Origin of the sequence: Gluconobacter thailandicus F149-1 = NBRC 100600 (genome assembly GCF_000964465.1) — a bacterium.
GTDB lineage: Bacteria > Pseudomonadota > Alphaproteobacteria > Acetobacterales > Acetobacteraceae > Gluconobacter > Gluconobacter thailandicus.
This window is the reverse complement of the sequence record NZ_BANH01000054.1, coordinates 1-14,455: the sequence shown is the minus strand read 5'-3', so window position 1 is coordinate 14,455 and position 14,455 is coordinate 1. Positions and strand designations below refer to the sequence as shown.

The 14,455-nt window shown below is 50.2% G+C and carries 14 protein-coding genes and 1 pseudogene; 13 read left to right on the top strand and 2 right to left on the bottom strand.

Annotated elements, in window-relative coordinates; translation table 11 throughout:
• The first annotated feature begins 191 nt into the window (after nt 1–191).
• From B7444_RS12925 to B7444_RS12870, 12 genes are all read left to right on the top strand, one after another.
• Entirely contained in the window at nt 192–2,555 is a 2,364-nt protein-coding gene (locus B7444_RS12925) for a TonB-dependent receptor (protein ID WP_231502986.1), read from the top strand.
• Between the two features lie 220 nt (nt 2,556–2,775).
• The gene (locus tag B7444_RS12920; protein WP_007284229.1) at nt 2,776–3,933 is read left to right on the top strand and encodes an acyl-CoA dehydrogenase family protein; all 1,158 of its coding nucleotides are present in this window, start codon (nt 2,776–2,778) and stop codon (nt 3,931–3,933) included.
• A gap of 51 nt (nt 3,934–3,984) precedes the next feature.
• Nucleotides 3,985–5,250, top strand: a complete 1,266-nt coding sequence (locus B7444_RS12915; RefSeq protein WP_007284228.1) for an aromatic ring-hydroxylating oxygenase subunit alpha — start codon at nt 3,985–3,987, stop codon at nt 5,248–5,250.
• The gene (locus B7444_RS12910) at nt 5,247–5,720 is read left to right on the top strand and encodes an aromatic-ring-hydroxylating dioxygenase subunit beta (RefSeq protein WP_007284227.1); all 474 of its coding nucleotides are present in this window, start codon (nt 5,247–5,249) and stop codon (nt 5,718–5,720) included. Before B7444_RS12915 ends, B7444_RS12910 begins: the two co-directional genes overlap by 4 nt.
• Nucleotides 5,717–6,451: an SDR family NAD(P)-dependent oxidoreductase gene (locus tag B7444_RS12905; protein ID WP_007284226.1), complete on the top strand. Its 735-nt coding sequence runs from the start codon at nt 5,717–5,719 to the stop codon at nt 6,449–6,451. Before B7444_RS12910 ends, B7444_RS12905 begins: the two co-directional genes overlap by 4 nt.
• Nucleotides 6,452–6,480: 29 nt before the next feature.
• Nucleotides 6,481–7,401 carry a PDR/VanB family oxidoreductase gene (locus tag B7444_RS12900; protein WP_231502985.1) on the top strand — a complete coding sequence of 307 codons (921 nt, stop codon included), beginning with the start codon at nt 6,481–6,483 and terminating at the stop codon, nt 7,399–7,401.
• Entirely contained in the window at nt 7,401–8,381 is a 981-nt protein-coding gene (locus tag B7444_RS12895) for a ketopantoate reductase family protein (protein ID WP_007284224.1), read from the top strand. Before B7444_RS12900 ends, B7444_RS12895 begins: the two co-directional genes overlap by 1 nt.
• Nucleotides 8,382–8,392: 11 nt before the next feature.
• Nucleotides 8,393–9,151: a class II aldolase/adducin family protein gene (locus B7444_RS12890; RefSeq protein ID WP_035730571.1), complete on the top strand. Its 759-nt coding sequence runs from the start codon at nt 8,393–8,395 to the stop codon at nt 9,149–9,151.
• Nucleotides 9,148–9,627, top strand: a complete 480-nt coding sequence (locus tag B7444_RS12885) for a flavin reductase family protein (protein WP_007284222.1) — start codon at nt 9,148–9,150, stop codon at nt 9,625–9,627. The genes B7444_RS12890 and B7444_RS12885 overlap by 4 nt, the downstream gene beginning before the upstream one ends.
• A 31-nt stretch (nt 9,628–9,658) precedes the next feature.
• The gene (locus B7444_RS12880) at nt 9,659–10,894 is read left to right on the top strand and encodes an amidase (RefSeq protein ID WP_007284221.1); all 1,236 of its coding nucleotides are present in this window, start codon (nt 9,659–9,661) and stop codon (nt 10,892–10,894) included.
• A 13-nt stretch (nt 10,895–10,907) separates the two neighbouring features.
• Complete coding sequence (locus B7444_RS12875) at nt 10,908–11,471, top strand: nuclear transport factor 2 family protein (RefSeq protein ID WP_007284220.1); 564 nt, start codon at nt 10,908–10,910, stop codon at nt 11,469–11,471.
• Between the two features lie 26 nt (nt 11,472–11,497).
• The gene (locus tag B7444_RS12870) at nt 11,498–11,893 is read left to right on the top strand and encodes a hypothetical protein (protein WP_007284219.1); all 396 of its coding nucleotides are present in this window, start codon (nt 11,498–11,500) and stop codon (nt 11,891–11,893) included.
• Between the two features lie 46 nt (nt 11,894–11,939).
• Here the strand turns inward: B7444_RS12870 and B7444_RS12865 are convergent, their stop codons facing one another.
• Entirely contained in the window at nt 11,940–13,193 is a 1,254-nt protein-coding gene (locus B7444_RS12865) for a spinster family MFS transporter (protein WP_007284218.1), read from the bottom strand.
• Between the two features lie 238 nt (nt 13,194–13,431).
• Between B7444_RS12865 and B7444_RS12860 the strand changes: the two genes are divergently transcribed.
• On the top strand, nt 13,432–13,857 hold the full coding sequence (locus B7444_RS12860) for a lipocalin-like domain-containing protein (RefSeq protein WP_048855190.1): 426 nt from the start codon (nt 13,432–13,434) through the stop codon (nt 13,855–13,857).
• Between the two features lie 228 nt (nt 13,858–14,085).
• Here the strand turns inward: B7444_RS12860 and B7444_RS16415 are convergent.
• Nucleotides 14,086–14,317: pseudogene (locus B7444_RS16415) on the bottom strand (IS5/IS1182 family transposase); the annotation flags it as partial.
• Nucleotides 14,318–14,455 lie beyond the last annotated feature (138 nt).

Below are 14,455 nucleotides of genomic sequence, written 5' to 3'. Positions count from 1 at the left end.
TTTTAGTGGACATTTCACAAGATTATTCCCAACATGGGGCTATTGGGAACGCATACATGGTTCGGATTCGCAATGAAAACCTTCCATGAGGAAGGCTACATGTTTGTATCCCCCCATATAATGTTTCGGTATCGTTTCTATGTTCCGCGCTGTTTTTCTGAGTGTGTGAGAATGATGAGGAAATGAGTAACATGCGCTTAAAACCATCGAGCACAGAAACTGGCAAGAGCGCCATGCGCGTTACAAGAGTCGTTCGTAAAGCACTCCTTTATTCAGGATGCTCAGCGCTCTCTGTTTCATTCATGTTGGATGCTGGCCTTGGGCATGCTGCTACCATCAGTGCTGCATCGCATAAGAAAGCTGTGTCTGTGCATAAGGCAACACGCAAGGCAATTAACGCAACGCGGTTGGAAGAAGTCACCGTGACGGCTCGGAGGCGCAGTGAGCGGATCGAGCGAACCCCTATTTCCATGACGACTGTGACAGGCACGCAGTTTACGGAGCGAGGTATCACATCGATCGCCAAAATCCAGGATATGGCTCCCAATATCAGTTTTGGAAATGTCGCGTCTAATTCAGGCGTTGCGAATGCTGCAGCAGTCTTTATTCGCGGTATCGGCCAGACTGACTTCTCTTTTGGTGTTGATCCTGGTGTAGGGATGTATGTTGACGGGGTCTATGTAGGAAGCCCGGTCGGGGCTGTTTTGAACATGGTGGATATTGCGAACGTATCCGTCTTGCGTGGCCCACAAGGAACACTGTTTGGCCGGAATACAATTGGTGGGGCAGTATCCGTTTCCTCCCTGACGCCTAACGACAAGCTCTCCGCCAAAGCTGATGTGAAGTATGGCACTGCAAATCGAATTAATGCGCGTCTCTTTTTCAACGTTCCTTTGACAAAGACATTGGCTGCCAACTTCTCGGTTGGTAGTTTTATGCAGGACGGTTACGTTAACGCACCGTATCAAAAAAACCAGCGAAAACTCGGTAACCAGGACACGCAGGTGTATAAGGGCGCATTGCGCTGGCATCCGATCGACAAATTGAGTGTTGTGCTTCGCGGAGACTGGACGCGAGACCGCAGCAATGGCGCGCCCTTTGTGACGACAGGGGTTAATCCCTCTGCCACGAGCAGCATGATTGCGTTAAACAACAATCTCGCAGGCGGCACGTATACGAATTGCTCGGCGGTATCTTGTTACAATTCTCGATACTATAGCAAGAATACCAATTACGGCAGTCAGCCTGATTATTCCAATATGACCAATTGGTCTACATCGGCAACAGTAGATTATGAGATTTCCCATTATTTGGATCTGAAATCTATTACTGCTTACCGTAAAACTGTTGGTCAATTTGCGCAGGATCGTGACGGGTCTCCTATTGGGATTAACTATGTTACAGATCACTATCAGGAAAAGCAATTTTCTGAAGAATTTCAAGCGAACGGTCGTGCTTTAAACAACAAGCTTCATTATTCAACGGGCGTTTATTATTTCGATCAGTCTGGTTACGATGTTAATCCGACGCAGTTTTACATATTAAGCCTGATGAGTGGTGGAAAGTTCAAAGATAAAAATTATGCAGCTTATGCACAGGTAACATACTCGTTTACTAAAAAATTAAACGTGACGGCTGGCGTAAGATACACGGAGGACGATAAGACTTTTATTCCCAATCAATATTATACTCATACAATTGGTGCGCCAATTATTTCTATTCCTAATGGAACTCGGATCGTCCCTCTAAAAGCGTATCATAATAATAATGCCCGTTGGACGCCGATGGTTAATATCTCATATCAGTTCATGCCGGAGTTGATGGGGTACACCACGTTCTCACAGGGATTCAAAGGTGGTGGATTTACTCAGCGTCTGACCAATATTGCTTCGGCTCCACCGTCTTTCCGCCCCGAAAGCGTTAATACATTTGAGGGTGGTCTGAAGTATTATGGTCTAAATCACAGACTGCGCCTGAGCGCAGCAGGTTTTTTTACTTTTTATGATGATGTTCAGCTTCTCGTGGCAGATGCAACAAATATTGGTCCCTATTATACGAATGCTGGTAAAGCCCAGATCTCAGGATTTGAACTTGAAGGCCAATATGCTCTTGGTGACGGTTGGACTGTGAATGGCTCTGTGGGCATGACTGATGCTCATTATACCAGCCTGACAGCCAGTGTGCAGGGACTTAACCTGAATTCCATGTTTGTCCTCGTCTCAAAATGGACTGGCAACGTAGGTATTTCAAAAAGAATAGATCTTGGCTCGTATGGTGTAATAACACCGCGTGTTGATGCAATGTATCGATCCAGATATAATGCTAATTTAAACGCAATTATGTATAATACTCTAATTCAGAAAAAATATATTACGGTTAATATGAGTGCGCGATGGGTCAGTACAAATGAGAGATATAATTTCATGGTCGGGCTCGATAATGCGACCAATGAGAAATTCATGTCTTGGGGAAGTTACTCCGGAAGTTTTGGAAATTACCAAAAATCTTTTGATCGTGGCCGTCAGTGGTACGTCCAGGGTGGAGTTTCATTCTAAGCATGGTGCTTGCTGAATTTCGACTGACAATCGAAGAAATCTTTAATGAAAAAGTAGTGGAATAATCCACTAAACGTCGATAGCGTAACATTCATGAATTGCTGTCAGGGGACGCTCATCCAATGAACGTAGACGGGTCAAATCAGAAGACAGAGTTTCGCGTACGGCCGGTGTATGGGTGTTGTGTCATCACTCTATTGAGTTCGGGAAAGGGTATTTGATGTTGAGGCATGTGGCTGACAGCCAACCCAAAAATATGCTGGACCAGCCTGCTCTCAGTGCTCTTCTTGAAGAGATTCGCGAGCGGGCTCTCGAATTCCGGAGGGTGCGTCGTGTTCCTCAGGATATCGTTGAAGGCTTCCAGCATGTCGGTGTTTACCGTGCGCTTGTTGCGACGCAGTTTGGTGGTCTGGAAGTGTCGCCATCGACCTTTCTGGAGCTCATTGAGACCATTGGGCATGCTGATGGTTCTGCGGGCTGGGTTGCAAGTTTCGGCGTTTCTGCAACCTATCTGGCGGCACTTCCTGTTGCTACACTTGAAACTATTTACGCAGAAGGGCCGGATGTCGTCTTTGCCGGGGCCATTTTCCCGCCTCAGGCGGCAGAAGTTTCCGGGAGCGACTTTATCGTAAACGGCCGTTGGCCCTATGCTAGCGGTTGCCCGGGCGCATCGCTGATTGGCGTTGGGATTGCTGTGGCGGGTGAGAGTGGGGGTTTACCCAGAACGGCGGTGATGCCGGCGTCGTCCGTCAGGATTGAAGAAACATGGAACACGATCGGGCTCGCAGGAACGGGTAGTCACGATGTGATTGTTGAAGGTGTCCGTGTTCCCGAAGAATGGACTTTTATCCGCGGCGGTGCGCCGATGCTGGATAAGCCTATCTATCGATACCCTTCTCTGGGGCTTGCAGCGCAGGTGCTGACGGTTGTCGGTCTTGGCTGCGCCAGACGCGCTTTGGACGAAGTGATTGCAATGGCGGATGGACGCCGCTCAATTACGGGCGCGCCTACCATGGCAGATCGTGCTCATGTTCAGGCGGTAATAGGAGAGGCAGAAGCTATGCTTTTGGCCGCACGCGCCTTTTTCTTTGGTGTGACGGACGAAACCTGGGCTCTTCTGGTAGCTGGTCAGACTGTTCCCGAAGCGATGGCAAATCGTATTCGCCTTGCAGCAACGCATGCTGCGCAGGTGTCTTCAGATGTGGCACGGATGTGTTTCGGACTGGGGGGGATCGCAGCCGTGCAGACCGACCATATCCTTGGACGCTGCATGCAGGACTGCGCTGTCGTTGCGCAGCACGCCTTCATGGCCAAGGGAAATTACGAAGCGGCCGGACGCGTGATTCTCGGGCGAGGCAGTCGACCTGGTTATCCCTGACTTCCTTCGAGACTTTTCATATCAAACCTGAACCAACAGGGAGAATTGCACATGCTGAATTTGCCTGACCCCAAGCGTCTTTTGGGCGAAGACCGTGCTGACGGGTCTATCTACAGTGACCCGGATCTGTACGATATGGAAATGGATCGCATTTTCATGCATAACTGGATCTGGGTGGCACATAAGAGCGATCTTCCTGAGCCGGGTGACTTCATCACAACGTTCGTTGGTTCCCACCCGGTGATCGTTTCGCGTGATCGTAAAGGTGCTGTGCATGTCATGCTGAATCGTTGCCGTCATCGTGCTGCGACGGTTTGTGAACTCAAGCACGGCAAGACTGCGAGCTTTGTCTGTCCGTATCATGGTTGGGCCTATGGACTTGATGGTGCCCTGCGCGGTGTTCCGCATCAAGATGGCTATACTGGCCAGCTCGATAAGTCCAAGCTACCACTCGTTGCGCTGCGGGTTGAAGAATACAATGGGCTGATCTTTGCAACGTTCGACAAGGAGATCATGTCCCTTGATGCCTGGCTGGGGCGTGCGAAGCCGTGGATTGACCTGTTCATGAAGCAGGGCGCTGGTTGGCCTGTCAAAACAATGGGCGAGCACAAATTTACCTTCCCTGGCAACTGGAAGATCCAGCTCGAAAACACTACGGATGCCTACCATTTTCCGATTGTACATAAATCCTTTTTGGACTCTGTCGATCAGGAAACGCAAAATACTTTCGATTTCGTTGGAGGTGCAGGGTTTGTCGAGGACTTGGGTCATGGCCATTCCGTAATGGTTATGATTCCGGAACTGGTGGATCTGGACGAGGGGCTTGATGCGCCTATTCCAGAACGGTTCACTGAACTCGCGACAGAACTCGCGAAAGATTATCCCGATGAACAGGTCCGCAAGATTGTTCGGGCAGTTGGTGGATCCGGATTCAACCTGAACCTGTTCCCAAATCTTGCGTGCTCAATGGCATTTTTCCGTGTTCTGCGGCCATTGAGTGTGATGGAGACTGAAATTCGGCATATCGCAATCGGTATGGACGGCGGTCCGGATATTGCAAACGAAGTGCGTCTTCGTCTGCACGAACATTTCCAGGGGCCCATGGGCTTTGGTACGCCCGATGACGCTGAAGCCTGGGATCGTGTACAGCGGGGATCGCTCGCCGGAAAGGATATTTCCATCCTACTCAATCGCGGCATTGGACACGAAGCGCAACGTGAAGACGGTAATCTGTTTAGTGATGTCAGTGCCGAGACTGGAATGCGGGCTGCCTATAAGCAGTGGCTGGTCGCGATGACGGAGGAAGTTGGCGAATGAGCATCACGCTTGAAGACGCAGTAGCGCTCATCACGCTGGAAGCTGACATGCTGGATCATGGAGATTTCCATGACTGGCTCAAGCTGTATACGCCGGATGGCCGTTATGTGGTTCCGATTGATCCGAATGCCGAGGATTTCGAAAAAGTTCTCAATTACGCTTATGATGACGCAGAAATGCGCGAAAAGCGCGTTGTTCGTCTGCTGAGCGGGCGTTCTATTTCTGCCGCTCCGCCGGCGCGGACAGTTCGGCTGTTGTCGCGTTATCGAATGATGGATAGCAGTGAAACCAGTTGCACATTGCGTTGCGCGCAAATGCTTCAGGAGCTGCGTCAGGGGCGTGTGCATGACTATGCGGCGAACCTGAACTACCGTCTTGAAATGACGAATGATGGTCTGAAGATTGCGCTTAAAGTGGTTCGTCTTCTGATCTCGACAGAGGCGCTGACTGCTGTGAGTTATATCCTTTGAGCCGCGTTGTGCTGGTAACGGGTGCTGCACGTGGGCTGGGGGCCTGCATTGCCGAGCACCTGTTATCTGAAGGATATCGGGTTGCCGTTGCGGATCTGGATTTTGCGGCCTCTCAGTCTCTTGCGTTGGACTGGGGTGAGAATGCCTTTGCGGTGCAGATGGACGTAGCCTCCGAAGATTCTGTCGAGAAGGGACTGGATGCGGTCGAGCAGCATTTTGGTCTGCCTTGGCTGCTGGTGAATAATGCTGCGGTTATGAAGGCTCAGAAGGTTCTTGATATTGATATCGAAACTTTCGATGCAGTCATGGCTGTCAACGTCCGTGGCACGTTTCTGGGCTGCCAGCGCTTTGCGCGCAGATTGCGTGCAAGAAACGCTGAGGGTCGTATCGTCAATATTGGTTCTCTGGCTGGTGAAAACGGAGGAACAGCTACTGGCGCGCATTATGCGGCGTCGAAAGGGGCGATCCATACCCTAACGAAGGTGTTTGCGCGGGATTTGGCGCCTTTCGGGATTACGGTGAATACCGTGGCTCCTGGACCGCTGGATCTGCCTTCGGTAGCGGAAACCATCGGAGCAGATCGTATTGCAGGCCTGATTGCAGCACTGCCGACCGGGAGGCTTGGCGACCCGAAAACGGTTGCGCGCATGGTGGCAGAACTGGCGCATCCCTCTGCGGGCTCAATGACTGGCGCCACCATTGATATTAACAGTGGGCTGTACATGCGATGAAAACTGCGGTGACACTGGAGACAATTAGGGTGCGGGTGGGCTCTTGTGAACTGATGGGGCAGGTTCTGTATTTTGACCTGCTTCCTCTGATCGGCGAGCTTCCTGCATGGAACGCAGGAGCGCATGTTGATCTCCTGCTGGGAAATGGCCTGATTCGGCAGTATTCCCTGTGTGGAGATCCTGCTGATGGAACCCGCTATCGTTTGGCTGTTCTTCTGGATGAGAACTCCCGCGGTGGATCCAGAGCTGTTCATCAGCAGGTGAAGTCTGGCGCGGAGCTGGAGATTGGCGCCCCCCGTAATCTGTTCCCGCTTGCTGTGTCGAAAGGGCATAGTATTTTTGTCGGGGGTGGAATTGGCGTGACCCCACTCATGGCGATGGCATATGACCTTTGGGACCATAAACGGCCATTCACATTGCATTATATTGCGCGTGATCCTGTGTTCGCGCCTATTCTGCAGGCCGCTCCGTTCGCATCCTGTGTTCAGATTCATGACCGGAGTAATCGTAGCGCACCACGTTTTGATCCGTCGAGTGCTCTCCGGGATGCAGTGGTAACAGGGGCCCATATTTATACCTGCGGTCCTGTTGCCTTGATGGATGCTGTGGAGGAAAGCGCACGTTTGGCGGGTTTGCCTGATGCACAGATCCATCGGGAGGCTTTTTCAGCGCTTCCAGTCAGTGGTGGAGAGTGCTTCGAGGTGCTGGCCGCCAAGTCGGGTGTACGGGTTCAGGTCGGTGCTGATGAAACTATTACGGCGGCTCTGGCGCGAGTAGGTGTCAAGGTAACAGTCAGTTGTGAACAAGGTATCTGTGGCACATGTGTCGTGGATCTTCTTGAGGGTGACCCGGATCATAGGGATGAATACCTGACGAACGACGAACGCTCGGAGCAGATTGCCTTGTGCTGTTCACGTGCAAAGTCACCGCTTCTTGTGGTTGATCTCTGATGGCTCGTCCGAAAATCTGTGTCGCGGGAATTGGTGCACTGGGGGGAACCCTGGCCGGCATGCTGTCTACTCTGGACATTGATCTTTCGGTTGTTGCCCGTGGTGAGACGCTTGAAGTGCTTAGGGCAGACGGGCTTGTTCTTCTGGATGAGCATGGAACGCAGACCTGCCATCCCGTAGCGGATATTCGGGCCCCCGATTGTACTCAGGATATTATTATTCTGGTGGGGAAGTCCTATCAACTCGCTGATTTGGCTCAGACTGTAAAGCACGCGATCGGTGTGCAGACACTCGTTGTGCCTGTTGTAAACGGATTTCCCTGGTGGATGGCAGCGGAACGTGGCGGGGTATTTCAGGCAGCATCACCATTGCTCGACCCTGACGGCAGGCTTGCAAAGACAATTTCGTCATCAAACTTGGTCGGGGCAGTAGCTTATGCGATGACCGAGCAGAAGAGACCTGGTATTGTTCAATCCGCCCGCAGTCCGACGCTGGTTCTCGGGCATATTAATCGAGCTCAGCCTGATAGACGTCTGCAACGTCTTGCGGCGCTGTTTACTGAAGCCGGTGTCGGCGTTCGACTGAGTTCGGAAATTCAGTGTGATATCTGGAACAAGATCGCTGCCAATCTAGCAACAAACCCGCTTTCAGTTCTGTGTGAAGCTACGCTGTCTGAGATGGCGAAGTCGCCAAGGATATCGGCTGTTATTCAAGTGGTGCTGGAAGAGGTACTCGCGACTGGCAAGGCCTGTGGTCTAAGTTCGTTACAGAGTGTCGAACAAATTCAGGATGCGATTTTTCAGGCAGGGCCGCATCAGACATCCATGCTTCAGGACTTTCTAGCTGGCCGAACGCTGGAATTAGCCGCTATCGGAGAGGCTATTACAAAGGTCGCTCAGAATCTGAATGCCCCGATGCCTGTGACATCGGCAATTTTGAAGATTGTTGAATTCAAAGCTGTACATCGAATTCAAATATAGGGAGCGAAATCATGACGATGGATACATCGACAGAAGAGTGGTGCCTGAGAAAAAGGCTAGCTGAGTGCTACCATTTGATCAATTATTACGGCTGGACGGAGATGATTTTCAATCATATTTCGCTTCGGCTCCCGGGTGAGCCGAAGCGATATCTGGTGAATCCGTTTGGCCTGAATTATGATGAGGTCACACCGGAGAACCTGCTTATCGTCAATGCAGACGGACAGCTTGTTGGTGAGTCTGCCCATAAGCCCAACCCGGCAGGCTTTGCCCTGCATGGCTCCATTCATACAGCCCGGGAAGACATTCACTGCGTCATTCATACGCATACGAATGCAGTCTGTGCTGTAGCCATGAAACAGGGCGGTTTCAGCCACGATAACTTTTATGGTGCCCAGCTTTTCGAGCGTGTTGGTTATCATGATTTCGAGGGCATTACGCTTTATGATGAAGAACGGCCTCGGATGTTGGAAAGCCTTGGGGACCGTCACGTTATGGTCCTTCGCAATCACGGGATTGCAGTGGGTGAAGCGGATGTCGCCCGGACATTTTTCCTTCTGTGGATCGTCCAGCGCGCTGCTGAAATCCAATGTCATGCTGGTATGATTCCTGGGCCCGATGTTCTCATTACTGATGAGATCAAGCGAAGCTGTGCCAAGGATGCGGCGGCTTTGATTGCGGGTTCGTCAGCGGCAGACAAGATGTTTGATGCTGCTGTTCGCAAGATGCGAAAAGAGCGTGGCCCACTCTGGGCAGGAGATACGGTATGACTGATCTGACTTCGGATGCGTTCCGCAAGGCCATGGCCCATTTTGCAACTGGGGTCGCTGTCGTAACTGCGAGCTCAGATGAGGGGGAACAAGGTGCAACCATCAGTGCACTCAGTTCGGTCTCTCTTGATCCACTGACGCTACTGATCTGCCTGAACCGCCGAAGCGCGACGTGCCGTGCCATTGAGCAGAGTCAACGCTTCGGCCTGAGTATCCTCTCCAACGAACAGGAAGGGATCGCCCGGCATTTTGCGATGCCCTCGCATGCGAAATCCATGGACGAGCATTGCGTTCGTCACGAAGACGGAACCTGCTTCGTCCGTGACGCTCTTGTCCAGATCGGAGTTGAGGTTGTCGAGACCCTCCGTGGAGGAACACATGAAATCTTCCTTGCGCGACCGGTGCATATCACGATGAACGAAGATGTCGAAAAACCACTGCTTTACTATCGTGGTACGTTTGATCTTTTGGCCTGAGTTACTCAAGAAAAGAAAAGGCTCTTTTTTCATGAGCAAGAATGCTTCCGAGCAGGCTGTACGCCTTCTGGCACGTATTGAGCGGCACGAGCCCCAGATTCAGGCTTTTTCCAGCTATGATCCTGCGCGCCTACGGCAAGATGCCCAGACAGTCTCCGACGGGGTGCTGTCAGGCCTCGGAGTAGGGGTGAAGGATATTATTGATACCGTTCATTATCCCACCATGTATGGATCGCCGATTTATAGTGGGCATCATACCGTTAATGATGCGGCCTGTGTTGCGCAGTTGAAAGCGGCTGGAGCCCTCTGCCTAGGTAAAACCGTCACAACGGAATTTGCATTTTTCCAAGCAGGTCCAACCGTTAATCCCCATGATTTTTCAAGAACTCCGGGTGGTTCTTCAAGTGGCTCAGCGGCGGCCGTGGCTGCGGGCATGATCGATATCGGTCTTGCGTCCCAGACGGCAGCATCTCTGACGCGACCTGCGTCCTATTGTGGTGTCGTTGGGTTCAAACCTTCTTACGGGCGATACGCGGCTGCAGGGATCAAAGGGCTGGCTCCATCATTCGATACACTTGGCACTATCACGATTGATGTCGCGACGGCAGCTTTGGCAGATAGTATCCTCAAAGGTCCGCTTCCTGCCTCCGTATCTCTCAAGCCCACCACTCCCGTCAGGATAGGCATTTGCCAGACTCCTTGGTGGGATCAGGCTGAACCTTCTACCAGAATCGCCCTGCATAACGCTGCGACCTTGCTACAAAAGCATGTGAGTGTTGAAGAGGTGGATCTCTCCACTTTTGTCACGGCTGCCGACCTGCATGTGACAATTATGAGTTATGAAGCATGTCAGGCGCTCGCGTGGGAATATGCAGAGCGAAAATCTCTCCTAAGCCCTCAGATTACCAAGCTTCTGGACGCGGGAAGAGATATTACTTACGATGTTTACCGTGCGGCTCTGGTGGATGCCGAAAAGCTACGAGCCGGCATTGCCGAAATTTTCAAGCAGTACGACGTCCTGCTGGCTCCTGCGGCTCCAGGAGAGGCACCCAGACTGGAAGACGGTACCGGAAGTCCGATTTTCAGCCGATTGTGGACGCTTCTACGGATACCTACTGTGACACTTCCAGGTTTCGTTGGTCTCAACGGTCTTCCTGTCGGGCTTCAACTTCTGGGAGCTTTTGGTGCGGATGAGGCGCTTCTGAACTTTGCTGCATGGGTTGAGACTGTTTTTCCGTTTCGCCCTGTCCCTGTAATTTGTCGGTAGTGAGGTGAAATTCATGGATGAGGTTCTTGCCAAACATCTTGAAAAGCTGGAGTGCCGGGTTGCTCAGCTTGAAGCAGAGGCAGATATCCGACGGATTCAAACGCGATACATGTTTTTGTGTGATACGCCGTGTCCGGAAGAAGGAATATCTTCTGACGAAGAGCGTATCGACCGGATCATGGACCTCTACACCGAGGATGCTATCTGGGAGGGGGTTGGCGAATACTATGATAATCAGTTTGGTCGCTGTGACGGCAAAGCCGCCATACGTGCACATTTCTCAAGTTTCTGGGGGCAGAAGAAAGACCCTGAATTGGCGCTGAATGTGCATTACCTGACGTCCGAGCAGATTCATGTCCATGGTGAGACGGCTGACGGACAGTGGATCCATTGCCAGCCCTGGATTTTCAGTGACGGGTCTTCGCTCTTGCGTTCCAGCCGCCTGAATAACCTGTTTCGCAAGGAAGAGGGAGTATGGAAAATTGCCAGGACGCGCACAGAAAATGTCTTTATCGCCCCTCTGAGAACTGGATGGGCAGAGGCATTTCCCAGTCATTCAGTGCTCATGAAGCCCTGATCCACCTCTGTAGAAAGAAATTGTCCATGCAGAATGCTGAACAGGCCGCGTCATTTGAAATCCTTGAATTGCACCGTTTATTACAGGATTGGTTTTGTGGCGAAGGGAGTGAAAGCCCTCTTGGAATTCTAGATCGTATTGCATCAGGGTATCTGATGGTAGGTGCTGCCGGCCGCGTTATCACGCGTGAAGATTTTGCTGCTGTTCTACCTGCTCTGCGAGGAAGTCGGCCCGGCCTCGTCATGGAGATCAGAGATGTCCGCGTTTGCCAGACCTTCAAGGGTGGTATGCTGGCCTTCTATCGCGAGATCCAGACGCAGGGAGAGGTTCGAACGGAGCGCTGGTCCAGCGTCTTGTTCAATGACTCTTCAAATGGAAAAGGGCTTTTGTGGAAGCATCTACAAGAGACATTTTGTAGCTGAAAAGAAGAGACGGCATAATGTGCCGTCTCCAGTTTCCATTATATGACTATTTTTTATAGGCTTTTGTTGAAAAGAAGAGCAGGAGCGCTGCAAGCAGCCCCGCTCCACTCGTAACCAAAGTCAGGGAAAGAGCGATCCCTGATGCGATTTTGAAAACGTGATCATCTAGATAACCAATCAGCATTGAACCGGCTGAGAGGCCGATCAAGGCATTACAGAATAATAGAACAGCTGAAAATTGCGATCTGAAGGGTTTGGGTACGACCTGCTGAAGCACAACAGCAGAGGGAGGCATCGGCATAGCCGCACAGAAAAAGGCTATGCTAAAATATGCAATACAAGCAGAATCGTGGTTTGAAAATACGGCACAGCATAAGAAGAAAGGAGCAGATAATGCTGCGGTTATCCCAACTTTTGCAGCGGGGTTTCGGTATCTTTTTTTTGACAGGAAGTCGATAATTTTCCCGCTGGTATAAGCTCCAGTGCAGCCAAATATTATTGCAGTCAGGCCCATGATTTGGCCTACACTTTGGTGAGAGAAGTCTCTATCTCGCAGTAAGAGGGCGGGCATCCAGCTTAGGATGGAGAAAAGGATAGCAGCGGTTGATGAATACCCGAAAAAGTGCAGTAAAAAGAAAGTCGGATTTTTGAGGAAAAATTTCCACGCTGATCCGGGCATTTGTTTCTGTGGTGTATAATGCCTTTCATTGACCTCATGCACTGTCAGGCCAATTAATAATGCCAAAGGCAGTCCAGGAAGCCCTACGAAAATGAAGCATAGCTTCCAAGATACAATTCCATGCCACTCATGCGTGGCATGTAGCAGGTTGATCAGCATTCCACCAAAAAGAAATGCAAGACCTGCACCAAAAAATGAGCCAAGAGAAAACAGGGCCAGTGTTCTACCAAGCTTTTCTGACGGAACAATATCAGCCAGAAAAGAGTAAACCGCAGGAACAAGGGCAGCTTCACCAATGCCAACAGCCATGCGCGCAAAGAAAAGTTGCCAAAAATTTTGAGCGAGGCCGCAGGCAATCGTTGCAGCACTCCAAATAATAATTCCTGCAACAATAATGGGCGGACGGGCGATACGATCACTTAACGCAGCGATGGGGAGCCCTAGTACTGAATATAGCAGTGCAAAAGCGAGACCGTTCAGCAGCGCAAATTGAAAATCTGACAGTAAGAGTTCCGCTTTTATTGGAGTAATGAGAAGAGCGAGAATCTGCCGATCAACAAAAGATAACACGTACGCGCTAGCAAACAGGGCTATGGATCTTCGAGGAAAAGATGATGTCACGATAAAATCCTTGCAGATTCGGAATGACAAAGATATGAATAATCATATGAAATATCCATAAAATTGACGAAGGTTTTAAATTTTTTTTCCTTCATCGTAAGGGAGTAAGCGATTAATTCTTTTATTCAAAAAATAATGGTATAGACATGGAATATAATAGTAATAAATTTAAATTCTAAGAATTTTTCTTAATTATTAGAGGATGTTTTGGTAGTAAATGAAAAGGAAATAAAAATAAATGAGCCTGGATAAGGAAATTATAGGAACATGGAAGCTCGTATCTTACCAAGTGGAATTGCAGGGATCGGAAGAGTATATTGATGCAATGGGAGATTTTCCACGAGGAAGAGTAATCTTCACGACCGATGGATGGGTTGCCTTTAACCTTGAAGGAGCGGGGCGTAAACCTGCTCACTCGGATGAGGATCGTGCAAATCTGATGCAGACCTTGGTTGCTTATATTGGTCGATATCGGATTGAAGGAAATCAGTGGGTTACAACAGTGCAGACAGCATGGGCTCCGGAATGGGTCGGCACAGAACAGCGTCGTACCGTTACGATTAACGGGGACAGTGCTCATGTCGTTACCCCTTGGAGAAAAATGCCGAATTGGGCACGAGATAAAATGTCGAGAAGTATTATAAAATTTGTTCGCGCTAGTTGACGCTCTATTAATTTATGGTCTTGTCAATTTTTGAAATTTAGTACTAATGATCAAGTTCAGAAGAACACTCGCATGCGCGACGTATATTTTCCCGCAGCATCTGTCTTTATCATACTGGTAAAGTGATCAGTCAGGTGAGGGATTGAAGAGCCGCTGATTGATAAGCTTGGCTCGTGACATCGGCTTTTGATCTGCGTCGTGGATTGGGAGTTATCATTCGTTGAATTGCTACGCTTGCGGTGTTAAACTTTTGCAAAAGAGGCAGCGACGCATGTTGTAGATGATATTGGCCAGCCCGATCGTCATAACGGCTCGAATGATGTCGACTGTTCGGATGAACAATTCCGTCCGTAATTTTTGATCGGCAAAGACATGCTCGACACGCGAGCGGATGACGTATTTCCCCTGCGTTGGACTTCTGGATATGCCGGGGCATAAGCTTGAGATGCAGCTTTTTTCTAGCACTACAGTTGCATTTTGTGTCGTGAGTGAGCGCGGATAGCGCTGACCTGATGCGTTCGTCGAAAGACGGACCATCTGAGGATGTGAGGGAGGGGTAGTCTGCGTTGTGCAAGTTTTACGACGAGGCGCCTGATTT

What these genes read in the sequence shown, in the direction of transcription:
- B7444_RS12925 (WP_231502986.1), top strand. Translation starts at nt 192, where the DNA reads ATGCGCTTAAAACCATCGAGCACAGAAACTGGCAAGAGCGCCATGCGC.
- B7444_RS12920 (WP_007284229.1), top strand. Translation starts at nt 2,776, where the DNA reads ATGTTGAGGCATGTGGCTGACAGCCAACCCAAAAATATGCTGGACCAG.
- B7444_RS12915 (WP_007284228.1), top strand. Translation starts at nt 3,985, where the DNA reads ATGCTGAATTTGCCTGACCCCAAGCGTCTTTTGGGCGAAGACCGTGCT.
- B7444_RS12910 (WP_007284227.1), top strand. Translation starts at nt 5,247, where the DNA reads ATGAGCATCACGCTTGAAGACGCAGTAGCGCTCATCACGCTGGAAGCT.
- B7444_RS12895 (WP_007284224.1), top strand. Translation starts at nt 7,401, where the DNA reads ATGGCTCGTCCGAAAATCTGTGTCGCGGGAATTGGTGCACTGGGGGGA.
- B7444_RS12890 (WP_035730571.1), top strand. Translation starts at nt 8,393, where the DNA reads ATGACGATGGATACATCGACAGAAGAGTGGTGCCTGAGAAAAAGGCTA.
- B7444_RS12885 (WP_007284222.1), top strand. Translation starts at nt 9,148, where the DNA reads ATGACTGATCTGACTTCGGATGCGTTCCGCAAGGCCATGGCCCATTTT.
- B7444_RS12880 (WP_007284221.1), top strand. Translation starts at nt 9,659, where the DNA reads ATGAGCAAGAATGCTTCCGAGCAGGCTGTACGCCTTCTGGCACGTATT.
- B7444_RS12875 (WP_007284220.1), top strand. Translation starts at nt 10,908, where the DNA reads ATGGATGAGGTTCTTGCCAAACATCTTGAAAAGCTGGAGTGCCGGGTT.
- B7444_RS12870 (WP_007284219.1), top strand. Translation starts at nt 11,498, where the DNA reads ATGCAGAATGCTGAACAGGCCGCGTCATTTGAAATCCTTGAATTGCAC.
- B7444_RS12860 (WP_048855190.1), top strand. Translation starts at nt 13,432, where the DNA reads ATGAGCCTGGATAAGGAAATTATAGGAACATGGAAGCTCGTATCTTAC.